Annotated in this window: 25 protein-coding genes; 24 read left to right on the top strand and 1 reads right to left on the bottom strand. The window is 58.3% G+C overall.

Annotated features, from left to right (window positions below):
- The 22 genes from AC6CIA_RS11980 to AC6CIA_RS11875 form a co-directional block, all read left to right on the top strand.
- Positions 1-209: hypothetical protein (locus AC6CIA_RS11980; RefSeq protein WP_498312204.1), on the top strand; the 209-nt coding region annotated here is incomplete at its 5' end.
- A 1-nt stretch (position 210) separates the two neighbouring features.
- Positions 211-552, top strand: a complete 342-nt coding sequence (locus AC6CIA_RS11975) for a head-tail connector protein (RefSeq protein ID WP_498312202.1) — start codon at positions 211-213, stop codon at positions 550-552.
- On the top strand, positions 552-872 hold the full coding sequence (locus AC6CIA_RS11970) for a phage head closure protein (protein WP_498312200.1): 321 nt from the start codon (positions 552-554) through the stop codon (positions 870-872). Before AC6CIA_RS11975 ends, AC6CIA_RS11970 begins: the two co-directional genes overlap by 1 nt.
- Positions 869-1,339, top strand: a complete 471-nt coding sequence (locus AC6CIA_RS11965; protein WP_498312198.1) for an HK97-gp10 family putative phage morphogenesis protein — start codon at positions 869-871, stop codon at positions 1,337-1,339. Before AC6CIA_RS11970 ends, AC6CIA_RS11965 begins: the two co-directional genes overlap by 4 nt.
- A 5-nt stretch (positions 1,340-1,344) precedes the next feature.
- A complete protein-coding gene (gene gp17, locus AC6CIA_RS11960) occupies positions 1,345-1,692 on the top strand; it encodes a tail completion protein gp17 (protein ID WP_498312197.1) in 348 nt (115 codons plus the stop codon).
- Between the two features lie 8 nt (positions 1,693-1,700).
- Positions 1,701-2,171, top strand: coding sequence for a phage tail tube protein (locus AC6CIA_RS11955; RefSeq protein ID WP_498312195.1), 471 nt, complete (start codon positions 1,701-1,703; stop codon positions 2,169-2,171).
- Complete coding sequence (locus AC6CIA_RS11950; RefSeq protein ID WP_498312193.1) at positions 2,171-2,641, top strand: phage tail assembly chaperone; 471 nt, start codon at positions 2,171-2,173, stop codon at positions 2,639-2,641. The genes AC6CIA_RS11955 and AC6CIA_RS11950 overlap by 1 nt, the downstream gene beginning before the upstream one ends.
- A gap of 23 nt (positions 2,642-2,664) precedes the next feature.
- Complete coding sequence (locus tag AC6CIA_RS11945) at positions 2,665-2,967, top strand: phage tail assembly protein T (protein ID WP_498312191.1); 303 nt, start codon at positions 2,665-2,667, stop codon at positions 2,965-2,967.
- Between the two features lie 67 nt (positions 2,968-3,034).
- Positions 3,035-3,391 carry a hypothetical protein gene (locus AC6CIA_RS11940; protein WP_498312189.1) on the top strand — a complete coding sequence of 119 codons (357 nt, stop codon included), beginning with the start codon at positions 3,035-3,037 and terminating at the stop codon, positions 3,389-3,391.
- Positions 3,392-3,428: 37 nt separating this feature from the next.
- A complete protein-coding gene (locus AC6CIA_RS11935) occupies positions 3,429-6,806 on the top strand; it encodes a tape measure protein (RefSeq protein ID WP_498312187.1) in 3,378 nt (1,125 codons plus the stop codon).
- Positions 6,806-7,144 carry a phage tail protein gene (locus tag AC6CIA_RS11930; protein ID WP_498312185.1) on the top strand — a complete coding sequence of 113 codons (339 nt, stop codon included), beginning with the start codon at positions 6,806-6,808 and terminating at the stop codon, positions 7,142-7,144. The genes AC6CIA_RS11935 and AC6CIA_RS11930 overlap by 1 nt, the downstream gene beginning before the upstream one ends.
- The gene (locus AC6CIA_RS11925) at positions 7,141-7,827 is read left to right on the top strand and encodes a phage minor tail protein L (protein WP_498312183.1); all 687 of its coding nucleotides are present in this window, start codon (positions 7,141-7,143) and stop codon (positions 7,825-7,827) included. The genes AC6CIA_RS11930 and AC6CIA_RS11925 overlap by 4 nt, the downstream gene beginning before the upstream one ends.
- Positions 7,828-7,834: 7 nt before the next feature.
- Positions 7,835-8,587 carry a C40 family peptidase gene (locus tag AC6CIA_RS11920; protein WP_498312181.1) on the top strand — a complete coding sequence of 251 codons (753 nt, stop codon included), beginning with the start codon at positions 7,835-7,837 and terminating at the stop codon, positions 8,585-8,587.
- Positions 8,587-9,183: a tail assembly protein gene (locus AC6CIA_RS11915; protein WP_498312179.1), complete on the top strand. Its 597-nt coding sequence runs from the start codon at positions 8,587-8,589 to the stop codon at positions 9,181-9,183. Before AC6CIA_RS11920 ends, AC6CIA_RS11915 begins: the two co-directional genes overlap by 1 nt.
- A gap of 9 nt (positions 9,184-9,192) precedes the next feature.
- Positions 9,193-13,152, top strand: a complete 3,960-nt coding sequence (gpJ, locus tag AC6CIA_RS11910) for a TipJ family phage tail tip protein (RefSeq protein ID WP_498312177.1) — start codon at positions 9,193-9,195, stop codon at positions 13,150-13,152.
- A gap of 327 nt (positions 13,153-13,479) precedes the next feature.
- Positions 13,480-14,160 (top strand): hypothetical protein, encoded by a 681-nt coding sequence (locus tag AC6CIA_RS11905; RefSeq protein ID WP_498312176.1) that lies wholly within the window; start codon positions 13,480-13,482, stop codon positions 14,158-14,160.
- 56 nt (positions 14,161-14,216) lie between these two features.
- Entirely contained in the window at positions 14,217-14,984 is a 768-nt protein-coding gene (locus tag AC6CIA_RS11900) for a phage tail protein (protein ID WP_498312174.1), read from the top strand.
- Entirely contained in the window at positions 14,984-15,274 is a 291-nt protein-coding gene (locus AC6CIA_RS11895; RefSeq protein WP_498312172.1) for a hypothetical protein, read from the top strand. Before AC6CIA_RS11900 ends, AC6CIA_RS11895 begins: the two co-directional genes overlap by 1 nt.
- Entirely contained in the window at positions 15,271-15,519 is a 249-nt protein-coding gene (locus tag AC6CIA_RS11890) for a hypothetical protein (protein ID WP_498312170.1), read from the top strand. The genes AC6CIA_RS11895 and AC6CIA_RS11890 overlap by 4 nt, the downstream gene beginning before the upstream one ends.
- A 59-nt stretch (positions 15,520-15,578) precedes the next feature.
- Entirely contained in the window at positions 15,579-16,004 is a 426-nt protein-coding gene (locus AC6CIA_RS11885; protein ID WP_498312168.1) for a cell wall hydrolase, read from the top strand.
- On the top strand, positions 16,004-16,519 hold the full coding sequence (locus tag AC6CIA_RS11880) for a lysis system spanin subunit (protein WP_498312166.1): 516 nt from the start codon (positions 16,004-16,006) through the stop codon (positions 16,517-16,519). The genes AC6CIA_RS11885 and AC6CIA_RS11880 overlap by 1 nt, the downstream gene beginning before the upstream one ends.
- A 62-nt stretch (positions 16,520-16,581) precedes the next feature.
- Positions 16,582-17,376, top strand: coding sequence for a DNA adenine methylase (locus tag AC6CIA_RS11875; RefSeq protein WP_498312164.1), 795 nt, complete (start codon positions 16,582-16,584; stop codon positions 17,374-17,376).
- Here AC6CIA_RS11875 and AC6CIA_RS11870 read toward each other — a convergent pair.
- Complete coding sequence (locus AC6CIA_RS11870) at positions 17,373-18,053, bottom strand: SOS response-associated peptidase (protein ID WP_498312162.1); 681 nt, start codon at positions 18,051-18,053, stop codon at positions 17,373-17,375. The two genes, AC6CIA_RS11875 and AC6CIA_RS11870, sit on opposite strands and share 4 nt — an antisense overlap.
- 101 nt (positions 18,054-18,154) lie before the next feature.
- Here AC6CIA_RS11870 and AC6CIA_RS11865 point away from each other — a divergent pair, with 101 nt between their 5' ends.
- Both AC6CIA_RS11865 and umuC read left to right on the top strand, forming a co-directional pair.
- The gene (locus tag AC6CIA_RS11865) at positions 18,155-18,580 is read left to right on the top strand and encodes a LexA family protein (protein ID WP_498312160.1); all 426 of its coding nucleotides are present in this window, start codon (positions 18,155-18,157) and stop codon (positions 18,578-18,580) included.
- Positions 18,573-19,850 (top strand): translesion error-prone DNA polymerase V subunit UmuC, encoded by a 1,278-nt coding sequence (gene umuC, locus AC6CIA_RS11860; protein ID WP_498312158.1) that lies wholly within the window; start codon positions 18,573-18,575, stop codon positions 19,848-19,850. The genes AC6CIA_RS11865 and umuC overlap by 8 nt, the downstream gene beginning before the upstream one ends.
- Positions 19,851-19,854: the final 4 nt, after the last annotated feature.

Below are 19,854 nucleotides of genomic sequence, written 5' to 3'. Positions count from 1 at the left end.
CTGCTGACGCTGCTGACGCTGCTGACGCTGCTGACGCTGCTGACGCTGCTGACGCTGCTGACAGCTTGATCACCATCTACCCACTGAGAAGCTACCTGGACGGCAAGGAGATTCGCAGCGCCGGGGGTGAGGGATATAAGTCACCAAAGCATGAAGCGAACCTTCTCATCGCCAAGGGGTTAGCCACAAGAATCAATCCGAAGGCCTGAAATGAACGTCATTCCGACCGATGAAGCGATGCGACATCTGCGGGCCGAAGAGGATGACCGTGCGGATGTTGAGTTGTACCTATCCGCTGCCGAGGACAGTGCGTCGCAGTTCATGAATCGTCGTTTCTACGCTGATCAAGTTTCCTTGGACGCGGCGATTGCGGATGGGACTGCAGGTGATCGCCCGATCCTGATTAACCCATCAATCCACTCCGCCTGCCTGCTCATCGCCGGCAACCTTTACGGAAATCGCGAAGATGTTGTAGTAGGCACAATCTCTTCCGAACTGCCTGGCGGATCCCGATCACTGCTTACGCCATATCGTATTGGCTGGGGGGTTTAATGCGCGCAGGGCCTTTGCGTCACTCTTGCATGCGCCGCGGCTACATTGAAGGCGAGGATGCCTTGGGGCAGCCCTCAAAGACTTGGGGGGACCTTGGCAAGCTCTGGGCAGAAATCAACATCCCCTCCGGGCGTATGTACGAGGCCGCGTCACAGATGCAAGCCACCGTTACCGCTGAGATAAACATCCGGTACCGCAAGGACGTGGTGGCTGGCCAGCACCTTGTGCACGACGGTACCTCTTACGAAATCATCGCGGCACTGCCCACCAACCAGCGGGACATGCTGAAACTCATGTGCAAAACGGTGAAGCCAAAATGAGCAACGGTTCGCTGACTGTGCTGGGCCTTGGTGAGTTGCAGCTCGACTTTGAAAAGCTGGCGAAGTCCGTCGGCAACAAGGTCGTTCGCGATGCTGTGATGGCTGGAGCCCGTGTAGCCAGGGATAAGGTCCGGGATACAGCTCCTGTCCGCACCGGTAAACTGAAGAAGAATATCGCGGCGGTACGTCTCAAACAGGCTGATACGCCAGGCGGTGCGACCGCCGGTATCCGTGTGAAGAAGCCTGCAGGCAAACAATCCAAGGCACTTAAGCGCCCTGGCAAGAAAGGCCGCACCAGCAAAACCGAGTGGGACGCCCCGTTTTACTGGAAATTTCTAGAGCTCGGCACCTCGAAGATGCGCGCTCACCCGTTCATCCGCCCGGCTTGGGACGGCAGCTTGCCGCAGATCGAGAAGGCCGTCGCTGACAAGCTGGCCGAAGGCATCGATAACGCCATCACCCGGTAAACCCAATGATCGAGAAATCCCTTATCGACAGGCTTTCGCCTTTGGTCGAGGGGCGAGTGTACTTCGGCGTTGCGCCTGAGGATGCCGCCCAGCCGCGCCTGGTCATTCAAACGGTCAGCAGCATCGCGGGCTTCACGCTTGCGGGCTGGGACGGATCCAGCGACCTGACAATCCAGCTCGACGCATGGGGGGAAAGCTTTCTCCAGGCGCTGACCCTCGCCGGCGAGGCGTTCACCGCCATGACCACGGATGGCGACGACTTCACCACCGGAAGCGCTGATCGTCTTCCGGATGCATTTGAAAGCGACACCCAACTTTTCAGCGTGAGCTGGGAATACACCCTGCAACCATAGGAGGCCATATGGCCGTTCAAACTCCAACGAAAGCGAAGTTCGTCAAAACGCAGGGCACGGCTCTCAGCGTTTCCAAAACCACCACTATTGACCCAAAAGACGAGGCTCTGCTCTGGGCTGATCTGTCTGTAACCATCAAGCAGCCGCAGTTCCAGGGCGGCCAGTCGGACGAGATCGAGGTTACGGTGCTGGCCAGCGAGGCCAAAGAATTTACCGTGGGCCTGGCCGACAATGGCACCTTCAGCATGTCTGGCAACTGGAAGGCCGACGACGAGGCCCAGACCGTGCTGCGCACCGCGCGAGACGACGGTGAGCCGCGCGCATTCAAATCGCTGTTCAAGGATGGTTCGTCCTCGAGCTTCTTGGGCCTGGTCACCCAGTTCACTTGGGATGCCGCGCCGAACGGTACCGTCAACGGAACGTTCAACGTGCGAATCACCGGCGCCGTATCATTCGACTTGCCTGTGGTGACTCCATAATGGCCCGCAAAGCTACGTCCCTTCCTGATCTTCGGTCTATGGCACTGGACCCGATGCGCAACTTCAAGCATGAGCACCTGACCATTGGAGAGTGGGAGGGCGCCCAGGTTGTGGTCCGAGCGTTGAGCGCTGGTGATTGGGTTGAGTATCGACGCCGCGCGGCGCTGGCGGTTGCGGAGGCCCGGCAGGACGCAGGGCTTCCCGCCCAATCCGTCGCCCCCGAAAATGACGATGAGCCGCCACCGGAGTCGCCTGTAGAAATCCACTCTTCGCCGTTGTATGCGTTTGTCCTGGTGCGCGCACTGCTCGACGAGAACAACGTCCGAGTCTTCACTGATGATGACGTGCCCGCAGTGGCCGAGGCGTTCAGCCCTGTGCATGACCGGCTTGTCGGGAAAGTCTTCGAGTTGAGCGGCGTGGCTGCAGGAGCTGGCGCCGAAGATCCGGTGGATGCAGCGGGAAACGACTGACGGAGGAGCCGGAGTTGGCGTTTATGCTGACTCTGGCACTCCGGCTCGGAATGACCCTCCAGGATCTGCGTTCAAGGATGAGCGCGGAGGAGCTGTTCCTCTGGATGGCGTACAACCAAGAGTCTCCGCTGAGTGATGCCCGTGGTGATATTCAAGCATCGATCATTGCGGCGTCAGTGTTCCAAGCTCAAGGCGCGAAGGTTTCTGCTGTTGACCTCATGCCTAAATGGAAAGATGAGTCGGCGGTGGTGGTTGATGAAGTGGCACTGGCCGAGGAGGGAGAGCAGCTGTTCAAGGCGTTCTTGATGGTCAAGTCTTCCGAGTGACGAGGGTGTGCCTGCCGCGCAGGTCCTATCCTCATGCTAGATTCTCTGTTTCGCAAGGAAGATAGCTATGAGGAAATGTGCGGTTTTAGTTGCTGCTGTTATCGCTGGTTGTGGGGATTCGGAAAGGCAGGACTCAGAAGTTGTGATCGATGAGTCCGCTCTTTCAGTTTATTCAAAAGAGCATTACCCAAAGACTTATCAGCAGTGGGGTGATGGCGGTGTGGAGCGAATAAAAGTCGCAGAGCGTGCTGCGTTCCAAAAGGCAGCAAAGCAATTGAAGTGCGATAAAGTGGAATACGTTGGGCTCTCTGAGCAGATGAGTAATCCACCTTCGAAAATAGTTGTGTATGCCGACTGCCTGAATCGATGGCGTTTCTATATCGATCAAAATTCTGAAATTCTCAGTAGTGAGAGAACCAAATAACCCGCCAAGGCGGGTTTTTTAATGCCTGGAGAAAAGCATGGCAGGGCAAACCCTCCGCTCCTTGATCGTCAGCGTTTCAGCCGAGACGAGCGCCTATCAGCGCGAGATGGCAAGAGCTGGCCGTATGGGGCAAAGCTATCTCCGAACCATCACGTCCGGAAACCGTGACGCGACCAGTTCGTGGAGATCCCAAGAGGCGGCAGTTCGAGCTCAAGGCTCAGCAATGCAGGCGCTCACCTCAACAGTGGGCGGCTATGCAAAGGCCATGGCCGGCGCGCTCGCAGTAGGCAACGTCATCCACCAAGCTGACAGCTGGAATCAGGTAAACGCGCGGCTTAAGCAGGCCTCCACGAGCACCGAAGATTTTGCTGTAAGCCAAAAATCCCTCTTTGAGGTGAGCCAGCGTACAGGGACTGCATTTGCCGACAACGCAAATCTTTTCAGCCGGTCGTCTGCTTCAATGCGCGAGTTCGGTTACTCGTCGAGTGATGTACTGGGCGTAACCGAGGCTTTGGCGTTGGGCCTTCAGCTCTCGGGCGCCGGCGCAGCGGAAGCGTCCTCCGTGATTACCCAGTTCTCCCAGGCTCTAGGTCAGGGCGTTCTACGTGGCGAGGAGTTCAACTCAGTCAATGAAAACGGTGACCGAGTGATTCGAGCTCTAGCTGCTGGTATGGGGGTCGCTCGTAAAGACCTCAAGGCCATGGCAGACCAGGGCTTGCTCACCATCGACAAGGTTGTGCCTGCACTCATCAGCCAGCTGGGTGCGCTCCAAGGCGAGTTTAAGGATCTGCCTGGATCTGTGAGTCGTGCCACCACCACGGTGACAAATTCGTTCCAGGCTTGGGTGGGTGGAATCGATGGGGCGACCGGAAGCACAAAGCTTCTTTCCGGCGCCATCACATTCGTTGCCGAAAATATGGATGTTCTGGCGGCCTCTGCGCTTACTGCGGGCGCGGCATATGGGGGCTTGAAGGTCGGCGAGGTTGTTAAGGGGCTGCGCGACCAGGTCAGCGCTTTGCGGGAAGCGCGCTCTGCAGAAATCGGCAGGACTACGGCTCAGCTTGACGCGGCAACTGCCGCCGCGCGCCGCACTGCTGCCGAGGTGGTTGCCGCAGAATCTCAGGTTGCCGCGACCAGGTTCACCGATGCTCACACCGCCGCGCTTAGCCGTCTGCGGCTAGCCAGACTGGCGGATACACAGGCGACAGCCGCGCAGACCTCCGCACAAGCAGCTCAAACAGCCGCGACATCGCTGGCTGGTCGTGCCGGATCAGCGCTTCTTGGGGTGATGGGCGGTCCGGTCGGGCTGGCTGTTACCGCCGGCGCTGTAGCTGCCAGCTACCTGTTGTTTCGCGACAACAGCGATAAGGCCCGACAGGCCACCGTTGACCTCAAGCGACCGGTCGAAGAGTTGCGCAAGGAGTTTGCAGAGCTGGGTAAAGAACAAGCCCGGTACAAGCTGGATGGCGTTATCCAGCAGCAGGCCGATGCACAGGTAGCCGCACAGAAGGCGCTGCGCGAGATCCGAGCCGCCGCCCAGGGCAACGACAAGTGGGGCGACACTTACTCGGCGAACCCATTCCAGCGTGATCGGGCGGTCACAGACTTTAATCGTCGCATCGCTGGCGGTCAGGACATTGATTCAGCTAGCCAGCAACTCGTCGCGGCGATTGGTCCCAACCAGGAGATGACCAAAGCCATCAATGCATCGGCCTCGGCGTACGGGGAGGCAATTAAAGCGTCGGGTGATTATGGCGACGTTGCCAACATGCTCACGGCGCGCCTGAATGATGTGGCGGTTGCAGCTGGTCAGGCTGGTGCAGGTCTCAAGAAGATTGAAGGCCCGGACCCGAAAACAATTGCGGGCTGGGACGGCTACACCAAAACGCTCGTTGAAAGACTGAATGCTGCTCGCGACGGCGGCGACCCGATGGGTGAGCTCAATCGGAAAATACAGCGGGAAGGTGTAGACCCAGGGGTGGCTCAAGGCTGGCGCATTCTGGTGACCGCTGAGCAGGCTGCTAAGGATGCAGCAAAGGCTACAGAGGAGGCCCAGCAGAAGGCGAAAAAAGCTGGCGAAGAGGCCCAGCGCCAAACAGAACAATTGACCAATGCATACAAACAAACCCTGGCAAATCTCACCCAGCAGGTTGCCCTGTACGGAGAGACCACGGAGCTGGGGCGTCTCCGGTACGACCTTACTACCGGCGAACTGTCCAAGCTGACCGAAAAGAACAAAGTCATGCTCGAAGGCAAGGCCATTGAGCTGGACGCGTTGAATGCCCGAAAGGCATACGACGGCTTGATGTCCGGCCTGCAAACCAAAGAGCAGGCACTGCTGGCCACCACCAAGGAAAGGATGCAGGTGCTGGAAACAGCAAATCGCGCCGGAAAGCTCAGCTCGGACGATTACCGCGTCGGCGCTGATGCGATTTCGAAGGCGACCGTCACCGAGGCCCCCGAGTTTGGAGGTATTGATTCTTCGGTGGGCGGCCCATCTGGCGAACTGGTCAAGATCGCCGAGGCCGAAGCTGCTCTGAAAAAGTGGCACGACAAACAACTGTCCATGCAGTCGGAACTGCGCGACCAGATCCTTGCCGACCAGCAAAGCACCAATGAGCAGAAGCTTGCAGCTGAACAGCAGTATCTCGACCGCGTCGTCGAGATCAACCAGTCCAATCAGGCGCGGCTCTCGGACATACAGGGCGCATACAAGGTGGCTGTTATTGGCACCTTCAGCGAGCTTTCCGGCCAGGCCGCAGACATGGTGGGCAAGATCGCGGGCGAGCAGTCCGGGGCTTACAAGGCGCTATTCGTTGCTCAGAAAGCGTTCGCGGTTGCATCGATCATCATGAACGCCCAGATCGCTGCAGCCAAAGCGCCGGCCGAACTGACAATTCTTGGCGGTATCCCAGTCGGTGCCGCGCTGCTGGCCGCCGGCTATGCCAACGCCGGCATGGTCGCCGGCATGGCTCTGGCCGGGTACTCCGGTGGCGGCTGGACGGGGCCAGGCGGCAAGCTTGAGCCGAAAGGAATCGTTCACGGCGATGAGGTAGTGATCCGCAAGGAGGTGGTGAACCAGCCAGGAATGAAGGATTACCTGATCGGACTTAACCAGACGGGAAAGCCCGGTTATTCGGCAGGCGGTTTTGTTGGCATCCCTGGAGTTTCACCTGCATTCACCGCTCCGACTGTTGCTGCAGGCGCTGGGTCTGGCGCTGCGCCGGAAATCCACCTGCACATCAATGGCGATGGCTCTGGCGGGGCCGTCAACGCGCCGGAGGGCTATGAGCAGATGGGGCTGGCGCTGTTGGCCACTGCCCGATCAGAGATGCCGAAGATCGCCCGGCAGGTGATTCAGCAGGAGAAGGGTCAGAACGGTCTCCTTGACCCTAACAATCGGAGAAACAGCTGATGGCAGAGGTATTCACCTGGTCGCCACGGGTCGGCTCGTCCGGGGATGATCAAACAGACACCCTCGAGTCGAAGTTTGGCAACGGCTACAGCCAGCGCCTCTCGGTCGGCATCAACAATGTGAGCGGCGCTTATGCGGTGTCGTTCACAGGAAGCGAGGCCTACATCGCGGAAATCAGGAAGTTTTTCAAGCGCCACAAGGGCGCAAACCACTTTCTGTGGACGCCGCCGATGGAAGAGCAGGGCGCATACATCACCACTGGTGGCTGGCAACTGCAAACCCACGGAAAAAAGAAGTACACCCTGAGCACTACCTTTCAGCAGGTATTCAACCCATGATCACTTTGGACAACCAGAAGCTCGAGCCGGGCGCGATTATCCAACTGATCGAACTGGACGGTGAAGCGCGTGGCATGGGGGTTTTGCGCTTTCACGCTCACCAGCAGTCGACCCCGATCATCTGGAAGGGTGAGACCTACTTACCCAGACCGTACGAAACCGGCGGCTTCGGGCGCAGCGTCGAGGGTAACAACTCAACGCCCATGCTCAAGATCAGCAACATCGACGGCACGATAACGGCGTTGTGCCGTCAGTTTCAGGGTATGAGCGGGGTCAAGCTGACGGTTCGGCAGACCTACGCCAAGTACCTAGACGCCGCTAACTTCCCAGAGGGCAACCCCACTGCCAGCGCCATGGAAAAGCTCGACATCTCGTACATCAACCAGGTGACCAGCCTTTTGCGCCAGGAGGTTGTGTTCTCACTGGCTCCTCCGACGGCAGTGAAGGGGCAGCGGCTGCCGGGCGGCCTGATCATGAACCGGTGCGAGTGGTGCCTGTGGGGCGAGTATCGCGGCCCCGACTGCAATTACACCGGCATCAAGATGTTCGACCTCGACGGCAACCCCGTGGACGACCCGGCCCTGGACCGCTGCGGCGGGCGCGTGAGCGATTGCGAGATACGCCATGGTCGCGGCAATCCGCTGCCGTTTGGCGGTGCTCCGGGCGCCTCGCTTATTGGATAGGTAACCCATGAACAAGACGATGCTGAAACAGATTCAAGCCCATGCTGCCGCCGAGTTTCCTAAGGAAAGCTGTGGCGTGGTGATTCGCGAGGCGGGGCGCTTGAAGTACATCCCTTGCCGCAACGACGCCAAAACCCCAAGCGAGCACTTCATCATCAACCCCGGCGACAAGTGCGATGCCGAGGATCGTGGCGACGTGACAATGATCATTCACAGCCATCCGGACGCACCGCCCGTGCCGAGCATGGCAGATCGGGTCAGTTGCGAGCTTCACGAAAAGCCCTGGGGCATTGTCAGCTGGCCGTCGGGCGAGTACTTCGAATTCAAACCTTGCGGCTACCAGGCGCCGTTGGTTGGGCGTGAGTTTGGGCATGGCCTACTGGACTGCTACGCCCTGTGTCGCGACTACTACGAGCGCGAGCATGGCATCGAGTTGCCGAACTACCCGCGCCGGGATGGCTGGTGGAACGAGGGTGAAAGCCTGTACGAGAAATATTACGAAGAGGCCGGTTTCTATCCGGTGTCCGTGCCACGCAAGGGCGACATGATTGTCATGCAAATCAATGCCGATGCCCCGAATCACGCTGGCATCTATCTGGATGATGGCCTGCTGACCAGCGCGCCGGATCTGCACCCAGCCCCGGGCACCTTCCTGCATCACCGCTACAACAAGAAATCCACCCGCGATGTCTACGGAGGCATGTGGGCTGATTACACCGTGCTGATTCTTCGGCACCAACGAGTGCCGGAGGTTGACTGATGGCCATGAAAACAACAGTTCGCCCGCAGCCTTTGGTGGTGCTGGTGATGCTTTACGGCGTACTGGGTGCCAGATTCGGGCGGGTGCATCACCTGGCGGTTGCCTCCTGTGCTGAGGCTGTCCACGCCTTGTGCGTGAAAATCCCCGGCTTCAAGCGGTTTCTCAGATTCTCGGAGGAGCGCGGCCTGGAATATGCGGTGTTTCGCGGCAAACAGAACCTCGGCGAAAGCGAAATTGAAATGCGCCAGGACAGCGTCGATCCCATCCGCATTGCCCCGATTGTGATCGGTAGCAAGGGGGGCGGATTGTTCGCCACGATTGCAGGCCTGGCCCTTGTAGTAATCGGCGCGGTCACCCAGCAGTACTACCTGGTGGCCGCAGGTGCTGGCCTGATGATCGGTGGTATCGCCATGAGCATGTCACCCTCGCCGATGGGCGTGCTGGACAAGGAGGGCGACGGCAACCGGCCTTCATATGCCTTCGGCGGCGCCGTCACAACTATGGCGCAGGGCCGCTGCAAACCATTGCTCTACGGCGAACGCGAGATCGGCGGCGCCCTCATCTCCGCCGGCATCTTCTCGGAAGACCAGCAGTAAGGAAAAACCATGTCGAAGACCGCAACAGCGCGCGCTGCAAAGCGCCGGCGCCGGCCTCCTGCTACCCGCGTTTCAGGAGCCAAGGGTGGGGAGCAAAAGCCGTACACCCCATACAAAGCGCCGGACACCGCGCTTTCTGTCGCTACGGTCAAGCTACTTTACGCGCTGAGCGAGGGGCCGATCGTTGGTCTGGTGAACGACAAAAAGTCGGTAAAGCTCAACGGGACACCGCTGATTTCGCCGGATGGTAGCGAGAACTTTCCGGGTACTATTTGGGACTTTCGCCCTGGCACCGTGGACCAGGAACATATCGCGGGTTTTCCGGCGATCGAGAATGAGGCCTCGCAGGGGCTGCCGGTTGAGTTGAAGTCGGACAATGCCTGGACGCGCGCGATTACCGACCAACAACTGTCGGCCGTGCGGATCCGACTGTCATGGCCGCAGATCTGGCAGGTCAAGACCAATGGCGACCAGATCGGTTATCGCATTGACTACGCCATCGATCTTTCGGTCGACGGCGGCAGTTATCAGACCGTTGTTTCGGCGACGCTGAATGACAAGGGCACAACGGAATACGAGCGAACTCACCGGATCGACCTGCCGGAAGGTTTCACCAGTGCGCTTGTACGCGTTCGTCGGCTCACCCCGAACCGCAACGACTCCAACTTCGCGGACCTGATGCGGATCAAGGGGCTGACCGAGGTCATCGACAAGAAGCTGCGCTATCCGAACTTGGCGCTGGGCGGCCTTCAGTTCGACGCGAAGCAATTCCAGGACACGCCAAAGGCGAGCTTCCTGATGCGCGGGCGGATCGTTCAGGTTCCCACCAACTACGACGCTGCATCACGCACTTACACCGGCGACTGGAATGGTACGTTCAAGCTGGCCTACACCAACAACCCGGTGTGGGTATGGCGCGACCTGCTGCTGCATCGCCGCTATGGTCTGGGGCGCCGCATCACGGCCGACATGGTCGACCACTGGACACTCTACGAGATCGGTCGCTATTGCGATGTGATGGTGCCTGACGGCAAAGGCGGCATGCAGCCACGCATGACCACCAACGTCTATATCCAAGACTCGATTGAGGGCTACGCGCTCCTTTCTGACTTGGCCAGCGTGTTCCGCGGCAGCAGCTGCTGGAACGGATCGAAGGTCACTATGGTGGCCGACATCCCGGGCAATGAGGACGGTTACGTCTTCACGCGCTCCAACATCATCGGTGAGTTTGAGTATGTCGCGGCGGCATACCCTGATCGCCATACGCGCGCCAAGGTGGCCTGGGACAACCCGGAGAATGAATTCAAGACCCAGCCGGCACCTGTAACCAACGATGAGCTGATTGGCGCGCTCGGCCACCGAATGCTTGATATCTCGCGCTTCGGGTGCACCGTCGAGGGCGAGGCGATCCGGCACGGTATCTGGGCGCTCAAGTCCGAACAGTACGAAGAGTGGTCGGTCAGTTTTACCGCGGGCATGGAAGGCCAGAACGTGGAGCCTGGCCAGATCATCTGTGTGGCTGACGAAATGTTTTCAGGCCGTCCGAACGGCGGGCGTATCAGTGCGGCCACCAAGCGGGTGATCACTCTCGATATCGACGCCGAGGTGCATGAAGAGGACCGTCTGATCCTGAACCTGCCAAGCGGCAAATCAGAGGGCCGTATCGTTAAGTCGGTATCGGGCCGCCTGATCACCGTGATGGCGGACTATTCGGAGTTGCCAGAGGCGGAGTGCAGCTGGTCCGTGGAAAGCGCGGATCTTGCTGTAATGCGCTTCCGCGTGCAGACCATCGAACCCCTGGGCCTGCACCAGTTCAAAATTGCCGCGACCCAGCATGAGCCCTTGAAGTATCAGGCAATCGACACAGGCGCGCGGATTGATCCACAGCCTACCAGCGTAATTCCGCCGGGCGTAATGTCGCCTCCGGCAAATATCGGCCTGACTACACGCAGCGTGGTATCGCAAGGGATCGCGGTTACCAGTATGCGTATCACCTGGGACGCGGTGCCCGGGGCCGTGGCTTACAACGTGGAGTGGCGCAAGGATAGTGGCAACTGGATCCGCCTGCCGCGCACCGGAAGTCTCGGTGCGGAAGTGGAGGGTATTTACAGCGGTCGATACGTTGCTCGCGTGAGTTCGGTTAATGCCATGGACGTGGCGTCGATCTGGGGCGCCAGTCCGGAGGTTGTGCTCGCCGGCAAAGTCGGCCTTCCGCCGGCGGTGTCGTTCCTGACCACCACCAGCTTGGTCTACGGCATCGGCATTCAGTGGGGATTCCCACCAGGTGCTGCTGACACGCAACGCACGGAGATTTGGTACAGCCAATCGGCGGTGCTGAGTACCGCGGTGAAGCTGAGTGACTTTAGCTATCCGCAAGCCAAGCACGAGATGCACAGCCTGCTGGCGGGGGCGAGCCTGTATTTCTGGGCGCGCCTGGTGGATCGCACCGGCAACGTCGGGCCGTTCTTCCCGGTAACGGGCGCTGTGAATGGCCGGGCCAGCTCGGACCAGACGCAGTACGACAAATACTTCGCCGACAAAATTGGCAAGGGCGCGCTGTACCAGAGCCTGCGAGAAGAGATCGAGCTGATCACTGGCGATGGCCCTGGGTCCGTAAACGAACGCCTGGAGCAAGCCAAGCAGGAGCTGGAAGATCTGATTGATCAGGTCACTGATGCGCTGGTTTATGAGCCGACCAAGACCTACGTGAAGGGCAATATCGTTCGCGTGGACCAGAACCTGTATCAGGCCAAAGGTCCGGTCCCGGTGAATTCTAGCCCGCCAAACGCCACCTACTGGGCCGATATCGGCACCATTCTGGAAACTGCGAACGCGCTGGCTTCTCAGGTTCAATTGATCGAAACCAAGATTGAGGAAATCAACGGCAGGGTGGTGGCTACGGCATCATCGATTGAAGCGTTGCGCTCCGCTGCGCGTGAAGATGACGGCTCCGGCGATCTGGCTACCGCCCTTAAAGGCTGGCAGTCGACTGCTGACTTGGCACTTGAGAGGCGCACCAGGGCTACAGAAAACGAATCCATGGCGCAGCAGTTACTGACGATGAACGCGCAGGTCGGCGCGAATAAGTCAGGCCTCACCGTCCTTGAGCAAGTGGTCGCCACCAATCGGGAGACGGCCGCTACTCAGGCAAACCAGCTCAAAAGCCAACTCACAGCAGTTTCTGACAAGGTCGATGCGCAGGGGGACACGATTCAGGGCCAGGGCGAAAGCATCACAGGGCAGGGGCAGGCGCTTACTCAGCTCGACACAAAGGTGAGCGATCTGGATGGCAAGGTCACCGCACAGGCCTCAAGTAATGAGTCGTTGCGTGCATCGGTGCGTAGCGATGACGGCGCTGGCGATCTGGCCGGGGTCATCAAAGCATGGGAAAGCACCGCGACAATTGTCCTAGAGCGAAGGGCTACCGCTACAGCATTCGAGGCTCAGGCTAAAACTACGGAAACACTGCAGTCGAGCATCGGTAAGAACAGCGCATCGATTCAACAGGTGAGCGAAACCCTTGTAAACGTAGACGGCCGCGTTTCTTCGATGGTGACACTAAAGGCTCAAACCATTGTTGGAGGTAAAAGAGTTACTTCTGGCTTTGCCTTTGGCTCTGACGGCGAGCAGGCGGAGTTCTTGATCTTTGCTCAGCGCTTTGCCGTCGTGGACGAGGTCAGCGGCCAGCTTGTCCCGATGTTTGTGGTGCAAGGCAATCAGGTTGTCCTCAATCAGGCAATCATCAGCAAGGCGTTTATTCAGGAAATTATTCTAGGCATGGTTCTGCGTTCCCCGGCGGTTGACTCTAAGGGGCGTCCGTTGCTGGAAATCAACGTTCCTCAAGGGAAGCTTGTATTCCGAGGCGAAGATGAAGACGGATCTATCTTGCTCAACAGCACAGGCCTAGCGACGTTCGATGGTAATGAAAAACGTCGAGGCAAATTCGGGAACTTAAATAAAGATGGATGAGTTCGGGTTTGGCACATGGGATGAAAACAGCGTGCAGGAAATCGGTCCATCGTCGTTCACGATGAGGACCGTGCTCTCTGTTCTCGTTACTTTCGGATCGACAGAGCCCGGGCCCTCAAAAAGTTTCGCAGTTCCTGGCTGCGACCCGAGCAACTGCATCGCAGTTGTAGTGCCGGTAGCGGCTTACACAAATGGCACTGGTCGGGACATTCAATTTGAGCCCGAAATATTGAATGGAAGCGTGAGGGTGTGGCGCGGGCACAGAACTGCTTACAACGGATTGTTCGGCTACGGGACGCAGCGTTTAATCGTGATGAGGTATCGTTAATGACTTGGGGGTTTGAGTTCATAAATAATGATGATGTTGTGACGGTGGACTCTGAGTTTGCACGGCTTTCAATGTTATCTCGCGGTCGCTTCATCCCGACTCAAGAGTCAGGGCTTGGATCAACGACCACTTTTGAACGTGCGATTACGTCGCAGGAGCCACCTTTAGTGTTCGTAAAGCCCGACACAGTGAGCGCTGTTGCTGGCTTGTGTTTGATGCGAGTGCTGGGATCGCCTGGAAATTGGACCGGGTTTTATGTGAGAGCGTACGACGCACTGTCTGCTCAACCAAGAGGTTCATATTTCGCTGCAGCCTTCCAGGCTAGCGAGGTCGCGGAATGGGGCGCAAGGTTATTCGATGAGACGGAGAAGGTGATATATGACACTGGTACGCCTTGCGCCGTTTTTACTAAAGCTTTTCAAACGTGGTCCTACGTAACATCAGGAAGCGATTCCCAAGGTCAGACGATGGTCTATTTCAGTGTGCCGTTCGACTTCTCGTCCGGGGATTACATGCTGATAAACAACTTTGGTATGGATATGGCCGGCGGTTCAAATCGAGAAGTTGGCTTGTATTGCTGGTGGGACTTCCCCGGCAATCGACTGTGGGCCATCACCATTGGCATCACGAATCAAACAACGATATACCTGCCTGCCGTCTTCGCCAAGATCCAAGCATAGCCTTTACCAATCATCGAACCCGCCGAGTGCGGGTATTTTTTTGCCTGGAGATAAATATGCCCTGGTACAAAACAGGAAAAGTAAACGTTGTTGCCGGACAGACCAGCGTCACAGGAGTCGGTACCGACTTCGCCGCGAACTCTCTGGTGGGTGATGCGTTCATCGGCCCGGACGGTCAATGGTACGAGGTGACCAACGTCCCCAGCGCTTCGACGCTTTCGATCAGTCCGGCGTATCGCAGTGCCACTGTATCGAACGCGAACTATGCGTTGATGCCAGTGCAGGGCTACCAGCGCGATCTGGCTATTACGGCGGGCGGGATCATTCAGCAGTGGGGGGCGACGCTCGCCGGGCTCGGTACGGTATCAACGGAGAACATTGTCCCAGTCAGCAAGGGCGGTACCGGTGGCACAAGCCAGGCAACGGCCCGCCAAGGTCTTGGACTCGGGGCTGCGGCAGTTGCTGCCATTTTGGGTACGGTTTCCCAGTCATCTGGCGTGCCGACAGGCGCTCTTATGGAGTCGGGCTCAAACGCTAATGGTGACTTCTATAAGTATGCTGGTGGACAGATGTTCACACGCTCGCTGATAGGCACCATTACTCTAGCGGCCAACCAAGTGCTGCCAAACTCCGTCAACCTGCCAGCAACTTTTGTTGGAAGTTATACCGTCTACGCCTCGGGGGTGCCATCTACATCCTTCGACACATTCGGGTTTTCTACAACGTACGGTCAGAATGGCCAAGCCTTCGCAACTTATAAAAATGGTCCGACGGCACAGACGATTACACAGTGCCAGGTGACATGCATCGGGAGGTGGTTCTAATGATTATCAAGTTGTCTCCGCAGCGCAGGGATGATGCGCTCGTGATCAGCAAGCGTAGCGACGTGCTCACCATTAACGGGGAGCGCTTTGACTTCCGAGAACTACCAGAAGGTGCCGTGCTGCCCGCATCTGCGGTGGATTGTGAATTTGTTACTGGTGACGTTATGCGGGTCAATGGTGAGCTGATCATCACCTTGTGGTTGCCTTGCGGTCCGGATGCTTCTGAAGCGGCCAACTTTCCTTTTGATATCGTCAGTCCGCCTGACGGCAACGTGAGTCTTCCTCAATGAACATTGATTTCACCAAGATGAAAACGGCAGTTCAGTTGCAAGCAGAGCAGGGCAAAGCGGCCCTTGATGCTGTTTTAGCTTCGCGGCGGGCGGCTTACCTGTCCGAGTCTGACCCGCTTCGCCTGGAAGCTGACTACGACGCCCTGAGTCAAGGCCGGGAGCCTGACTACACGGCGTGGCTCGCATCGGTTGCAGCCATCAAAGAGCGCTTCCCGCTGCCGGTGGTCGAGCCATCCGGCGACTGATCTGCGACTGAGTAAGGACACCCGCCATCGAGCGGGTTTATTTTTTCCTGGAGAAAAGCATGACCGCTACCGAAAAAGACCGGGACATTCTCGCGCGCACGCTGTGGGGAGAAAGCAGGGGCGAGGGTTTTGAAGGCCAGATCGCCGTCGCCTGGACGATCCGCAATCGTGTGTTCGATGGCAAGGCCAAATCTTGGTGGGGGGAGGGCTACGCCGGCGTGTGCCTCAAGGCCTGGCAGTTCAGCTGCTGGAACCAGAACGACCCGAACTATGCGTACCTCAGCGGCGCCAAGCCGATCCCGGCCGCGCAGTTTGCCCGGGCCCAGCGTGCAGCTGACCAGGTGATGTCGGGGGCGGTACCGGATCCAACCGGTGGGGCGACCCACTATTACGCGACCACCATGCCCAAGCCGCCGGCCTGGGCGGCGAAAGCCAAGCAGACGCTGCGCCTCGGGCACCACGTCTTCTTCAAGGATGTGCCGTGATGACCCCTGTGCAGAAGCTGGCCGGCCTGGTGCTGCTGGTCGCGATGTTGGTGGTCAGCGCCGCCGGCATCACCTGGCAGGTTCAGGACTGGCGCATGGGCAAGAAGCTCGCCGAGCAGGCCGGACTGTACAAGGACGACCTGGCCGCGATCAGCAAAGCCGCCGCCGCCCAGGTCCGCAACGAGCAGGACAAGCGTCTAACCCTGGAGCAGCAGCTCGCCGGCCAGGACCAACAACACCACCGAGAACTCTCCGATGCCCAACGCAATCAAGCTCGCCTGCGCGATCGCCTTGCCACTGCTGATGTCCGGCTGTCAGTCCTCCTTGCCGAGGATTCAGCCGGTTGCAGCACAGTGCCTGCCACCTCCGGCAGCGGCAGCGTGGTTCATGGAAGAACAAGAGCCCAACTTGACCCAGCGCATGCTCAAAGAATTATCGCCATCACCGATGCCGGTGACCGGGGACTGATCGCGCTGCGGGCGTGCCAGGCGTACGTCAGAGCTATCGCGCGCTGACCTACATTCGCGGTCGAGAAAATTAACACCACCCCACACTTACCTTGCAAAGGATTGCAAAAATGACAAACCCAATCGTTCCATGGATGGGCGGCAAACGTCGTCTGGCCGACCGGCTCATCCCGCTATTCCCGCCCCATGAATGCTATGTTGAAGTCTTTGCTGGCGGAGCGGCTCTGTATTTCATGCGGCCACAGGCAGCGCCGGTTGAAGTCCTAAACGATATCAATGGCGACCTGGTGACGTTGTATCGTGTGGTGCAGAACCACCTGGAAGAGTTCGTGCGCCAGTTCAAATGGGCCCTCAGCTCTCGTCAGGTGTTCGAATGGCAGAAGATGACTCGCCCTGAAGCGCTGACCGACATCCAGCGCGCTGCTCGGTTCTTTTACCTGCAGCACCATGCCTTTGCAGGCAAGGTCACCGGACAGACGTTTGGCACCGCCACCACTGGCCCGGCCATCAATCTGCTGCGGATCGAGGAAAACCTATCAGCAGCATGGCAGCGGTTGTCTGGCACCTATGTGGAAAATTTGTCCTGGTTGGATTGCGCTGAGCGCTACGATCGGGCTCATACATTTCATTACATGGATCCGCCTTACTGGCAGACGGCCGGTTATGGCGTGGACTTCGCGTTTGAAAACTACGAACGAATGGCCGATTTCATGCGACGTTGTAAAGGCAAGGTGATGGTCAGCATCAATGATCATCCCGACATTCGGCGTGTGTTTGATGGGTTCCACTTTGAAACCGTCGACATCCGATACAGCACAACGAATCAGCGCCAGGGTAAAGCCGAGGTTAGCGGGGAACTGGTGATTATGAATTGGGAGCCGGCAGCACTGGGCGGACTATTCTAGGGCGCGGGCAGAATCAAACTAGCGTCTTTGTTTCTCACATTGCCCACGGCGGTGTCGACCCTGAACCACTCAAAGGTTTCGCTCGGCTCGCCCTGGTGCAACACCATTTGCTCTGCACGCTCTTTGGGGGTGGCGGGGTCCAGCCACTCGCGGGCAAGTTCTGGCGTCAGCACCACGGGCCGTCTGTCGTGAATATCTACCATGCCGCCGGCGCTGTTGGCGGTGATGATTACGAAGCCGTCATGCTCTCCCGAGCCTTCATCAGCGTTTGGTAGTTGACCTATAGCCGCGCACAGTGCCGGCGCACCATCACGACGTCGGATCAGATAGGGTTGTTTCTTCGGCCCACCTTCATCCACCCACTCAAACCAGTTGTTCGCGGGGATGATTGCCCGGTGCGGCCAGATTGCCCGGAAGAATGGGCCGTGGGCCACTTTCTCCACGCGAGCGTTGATCGGCGCCGCTCTGTCCTTGGCCCAGTGCGGTCGCCAGCCCCACCGCACGAGGTCGGCGTGCAGCGTGTCATCTTGGAGGTGGAGCAGGGCGACCTGCGTGGTCGGTGCCACGTTATAGCGTTCAAGCGGTTCCTCGCCCACGGAGTTCACCAGCGTGCCGATCATGCCAATCGTGGCAACATACTCTCGAATATCGCTGTACTGCGAAATCCTCCCGCACATAGGCACCTCTCCGTCTGTCGAAATCCCCTACAGAAAAATTGACCGCAAGCCGGCTGCAAAGTTAACTGTACATTCGTACAGTATCTGTAAAAGGCTGCGCCATGAGCTTTACCATTTTAGGTCTGATATCCGAAGGCGGCACGAAGCTGCCTTTCTGCTCGTTCCGGGTGCCGGCTGGGTTTCCATCTCCTGCCGCTGACCACATCGAGCAGCACATCTCATTGGATGAAGTCTTGAATATCAGGGCTCCGCACGTCTATCTGATCGCCATAACGGGCGAGAGCATGCAGGGGGCGGGCATTTTTGAAGGTGACCTGGCGGTGGTGGATCGGTCGATTGAGCCGGCTCACGGGCACGTCGTGGTGGCTTTGCTGAACAACGATCCCATATGCAAGCGGCTGTGTAAGCGCGGAAAAGAAGTAATCCTCTTGTCGGAAAACCCGAAGTACCCGGCAAGGTACATCCTGGAGGGCGATGAGCTGTCGATCTGGGGCGTCATCACCAGCACCGTGCGCAGCCATGTCTAAGACAGACCCAGTGTTTGCTCTGATCGATTGCAACAGCTTCTACGCAAGCTGCGAGCGTGTATTCCGGCCGGACCTGGCCAAGGTGCCTATCGTGGTGCTGAGCAACAATGACGGCTGTGTCATTGCCCGTAGCTACGATGCCAAGCCCTTTATCAAAATGGGCGAGCCGTATTTTCAGATCAAGCACAAGCTCAAGCAGCACGGCATCGTGCCGTTCTCGTCGAACTATGCGCTATATGGCGATATGAGCGAGCGCGTGATGACGTTGATCGAGTCTATGGTCCCCAAGGTCGAGATCTATAGCATTGATGAGGCGTTCGCGGACCTGACTGGCATTGATGGTTTGGATGCTCTGGGGCGGCAGATGCGCGCCCAGGTGCTGCGCGGTACGGGCATTCCTGTTGGCGTGGGCATTGCCACCACAAAGACTCTGGCCAAGTTGGCCAACCATACCGCGAAGCGCCTGCAGGCTCAGACCGGCGGGGTAGTGAACATCACCGACCCGGTGAAGCGCGACTGGGTATTGCGAAACACCGATGTGTCGGAAGTATGGGGCGTCGGTCGAAAGATGAAGCTTCACCTCGAGGCTCTGGGCATCAAGTCCGCCATGGACCTGGCGAAGGCCGATCCTTGGACGCTGCGCAAGAAGTTCAGCGTCGTGATCGAGAAGACGGCCCGCGAGCTGGCCGGGACCTCATGCCTGGAGCTGGATGAACCCGACCCGCCGAAGCAGGAGATCTGCTGCAGCCGGATGTTTGGTAAACGCCTGACCGAGCTGCCGCCGATCAAGGAAGCGTTGGCCACCTACATGATGCGGGCTTCTGAAAAGCTCCGAGCCCAGGGTTCGCTGTGCAAGAAGGTCCGTGTCTGTATCCGTACCGGCATGTTTAACCCGGAAGAGGCCAAGTATGCGAACGGGGTGGTGGTCGATCTGCCGTTTCCGACTGACGACGTGCGCCTACTGACAAAGGCTGCGGTTGATGCGGTCGACCATATCTACCGGCCAGGCTTCAAATACAGCAAGGCAGAGGTAATGCTGCTAAGCCTTTGTCAGCCAGGCGAATACACCGACGACTTGTTCGCCGTGTCCCAACCTGCGGAAGCAACCAGGGTGATGACGGTGCTGGATCAGATCAACGGGCGATGGGGAAGGGGAACGCTCCGATCGGCGAGCGTGCCTACCAATCCGGACTGGGGTATGCGGCGGGAAATGATGAGCCAGAGCTATACCACCAAACTGGATCAGCTGTGGTCTGTGGCGTGTAAGTAGCAGC

This window comes from Pseudomonas sp. GQ91 (assembly GCF_059758795.1).
This window is presented reverse-complemented; position numbering and strand designations above follow the sequence as displayed.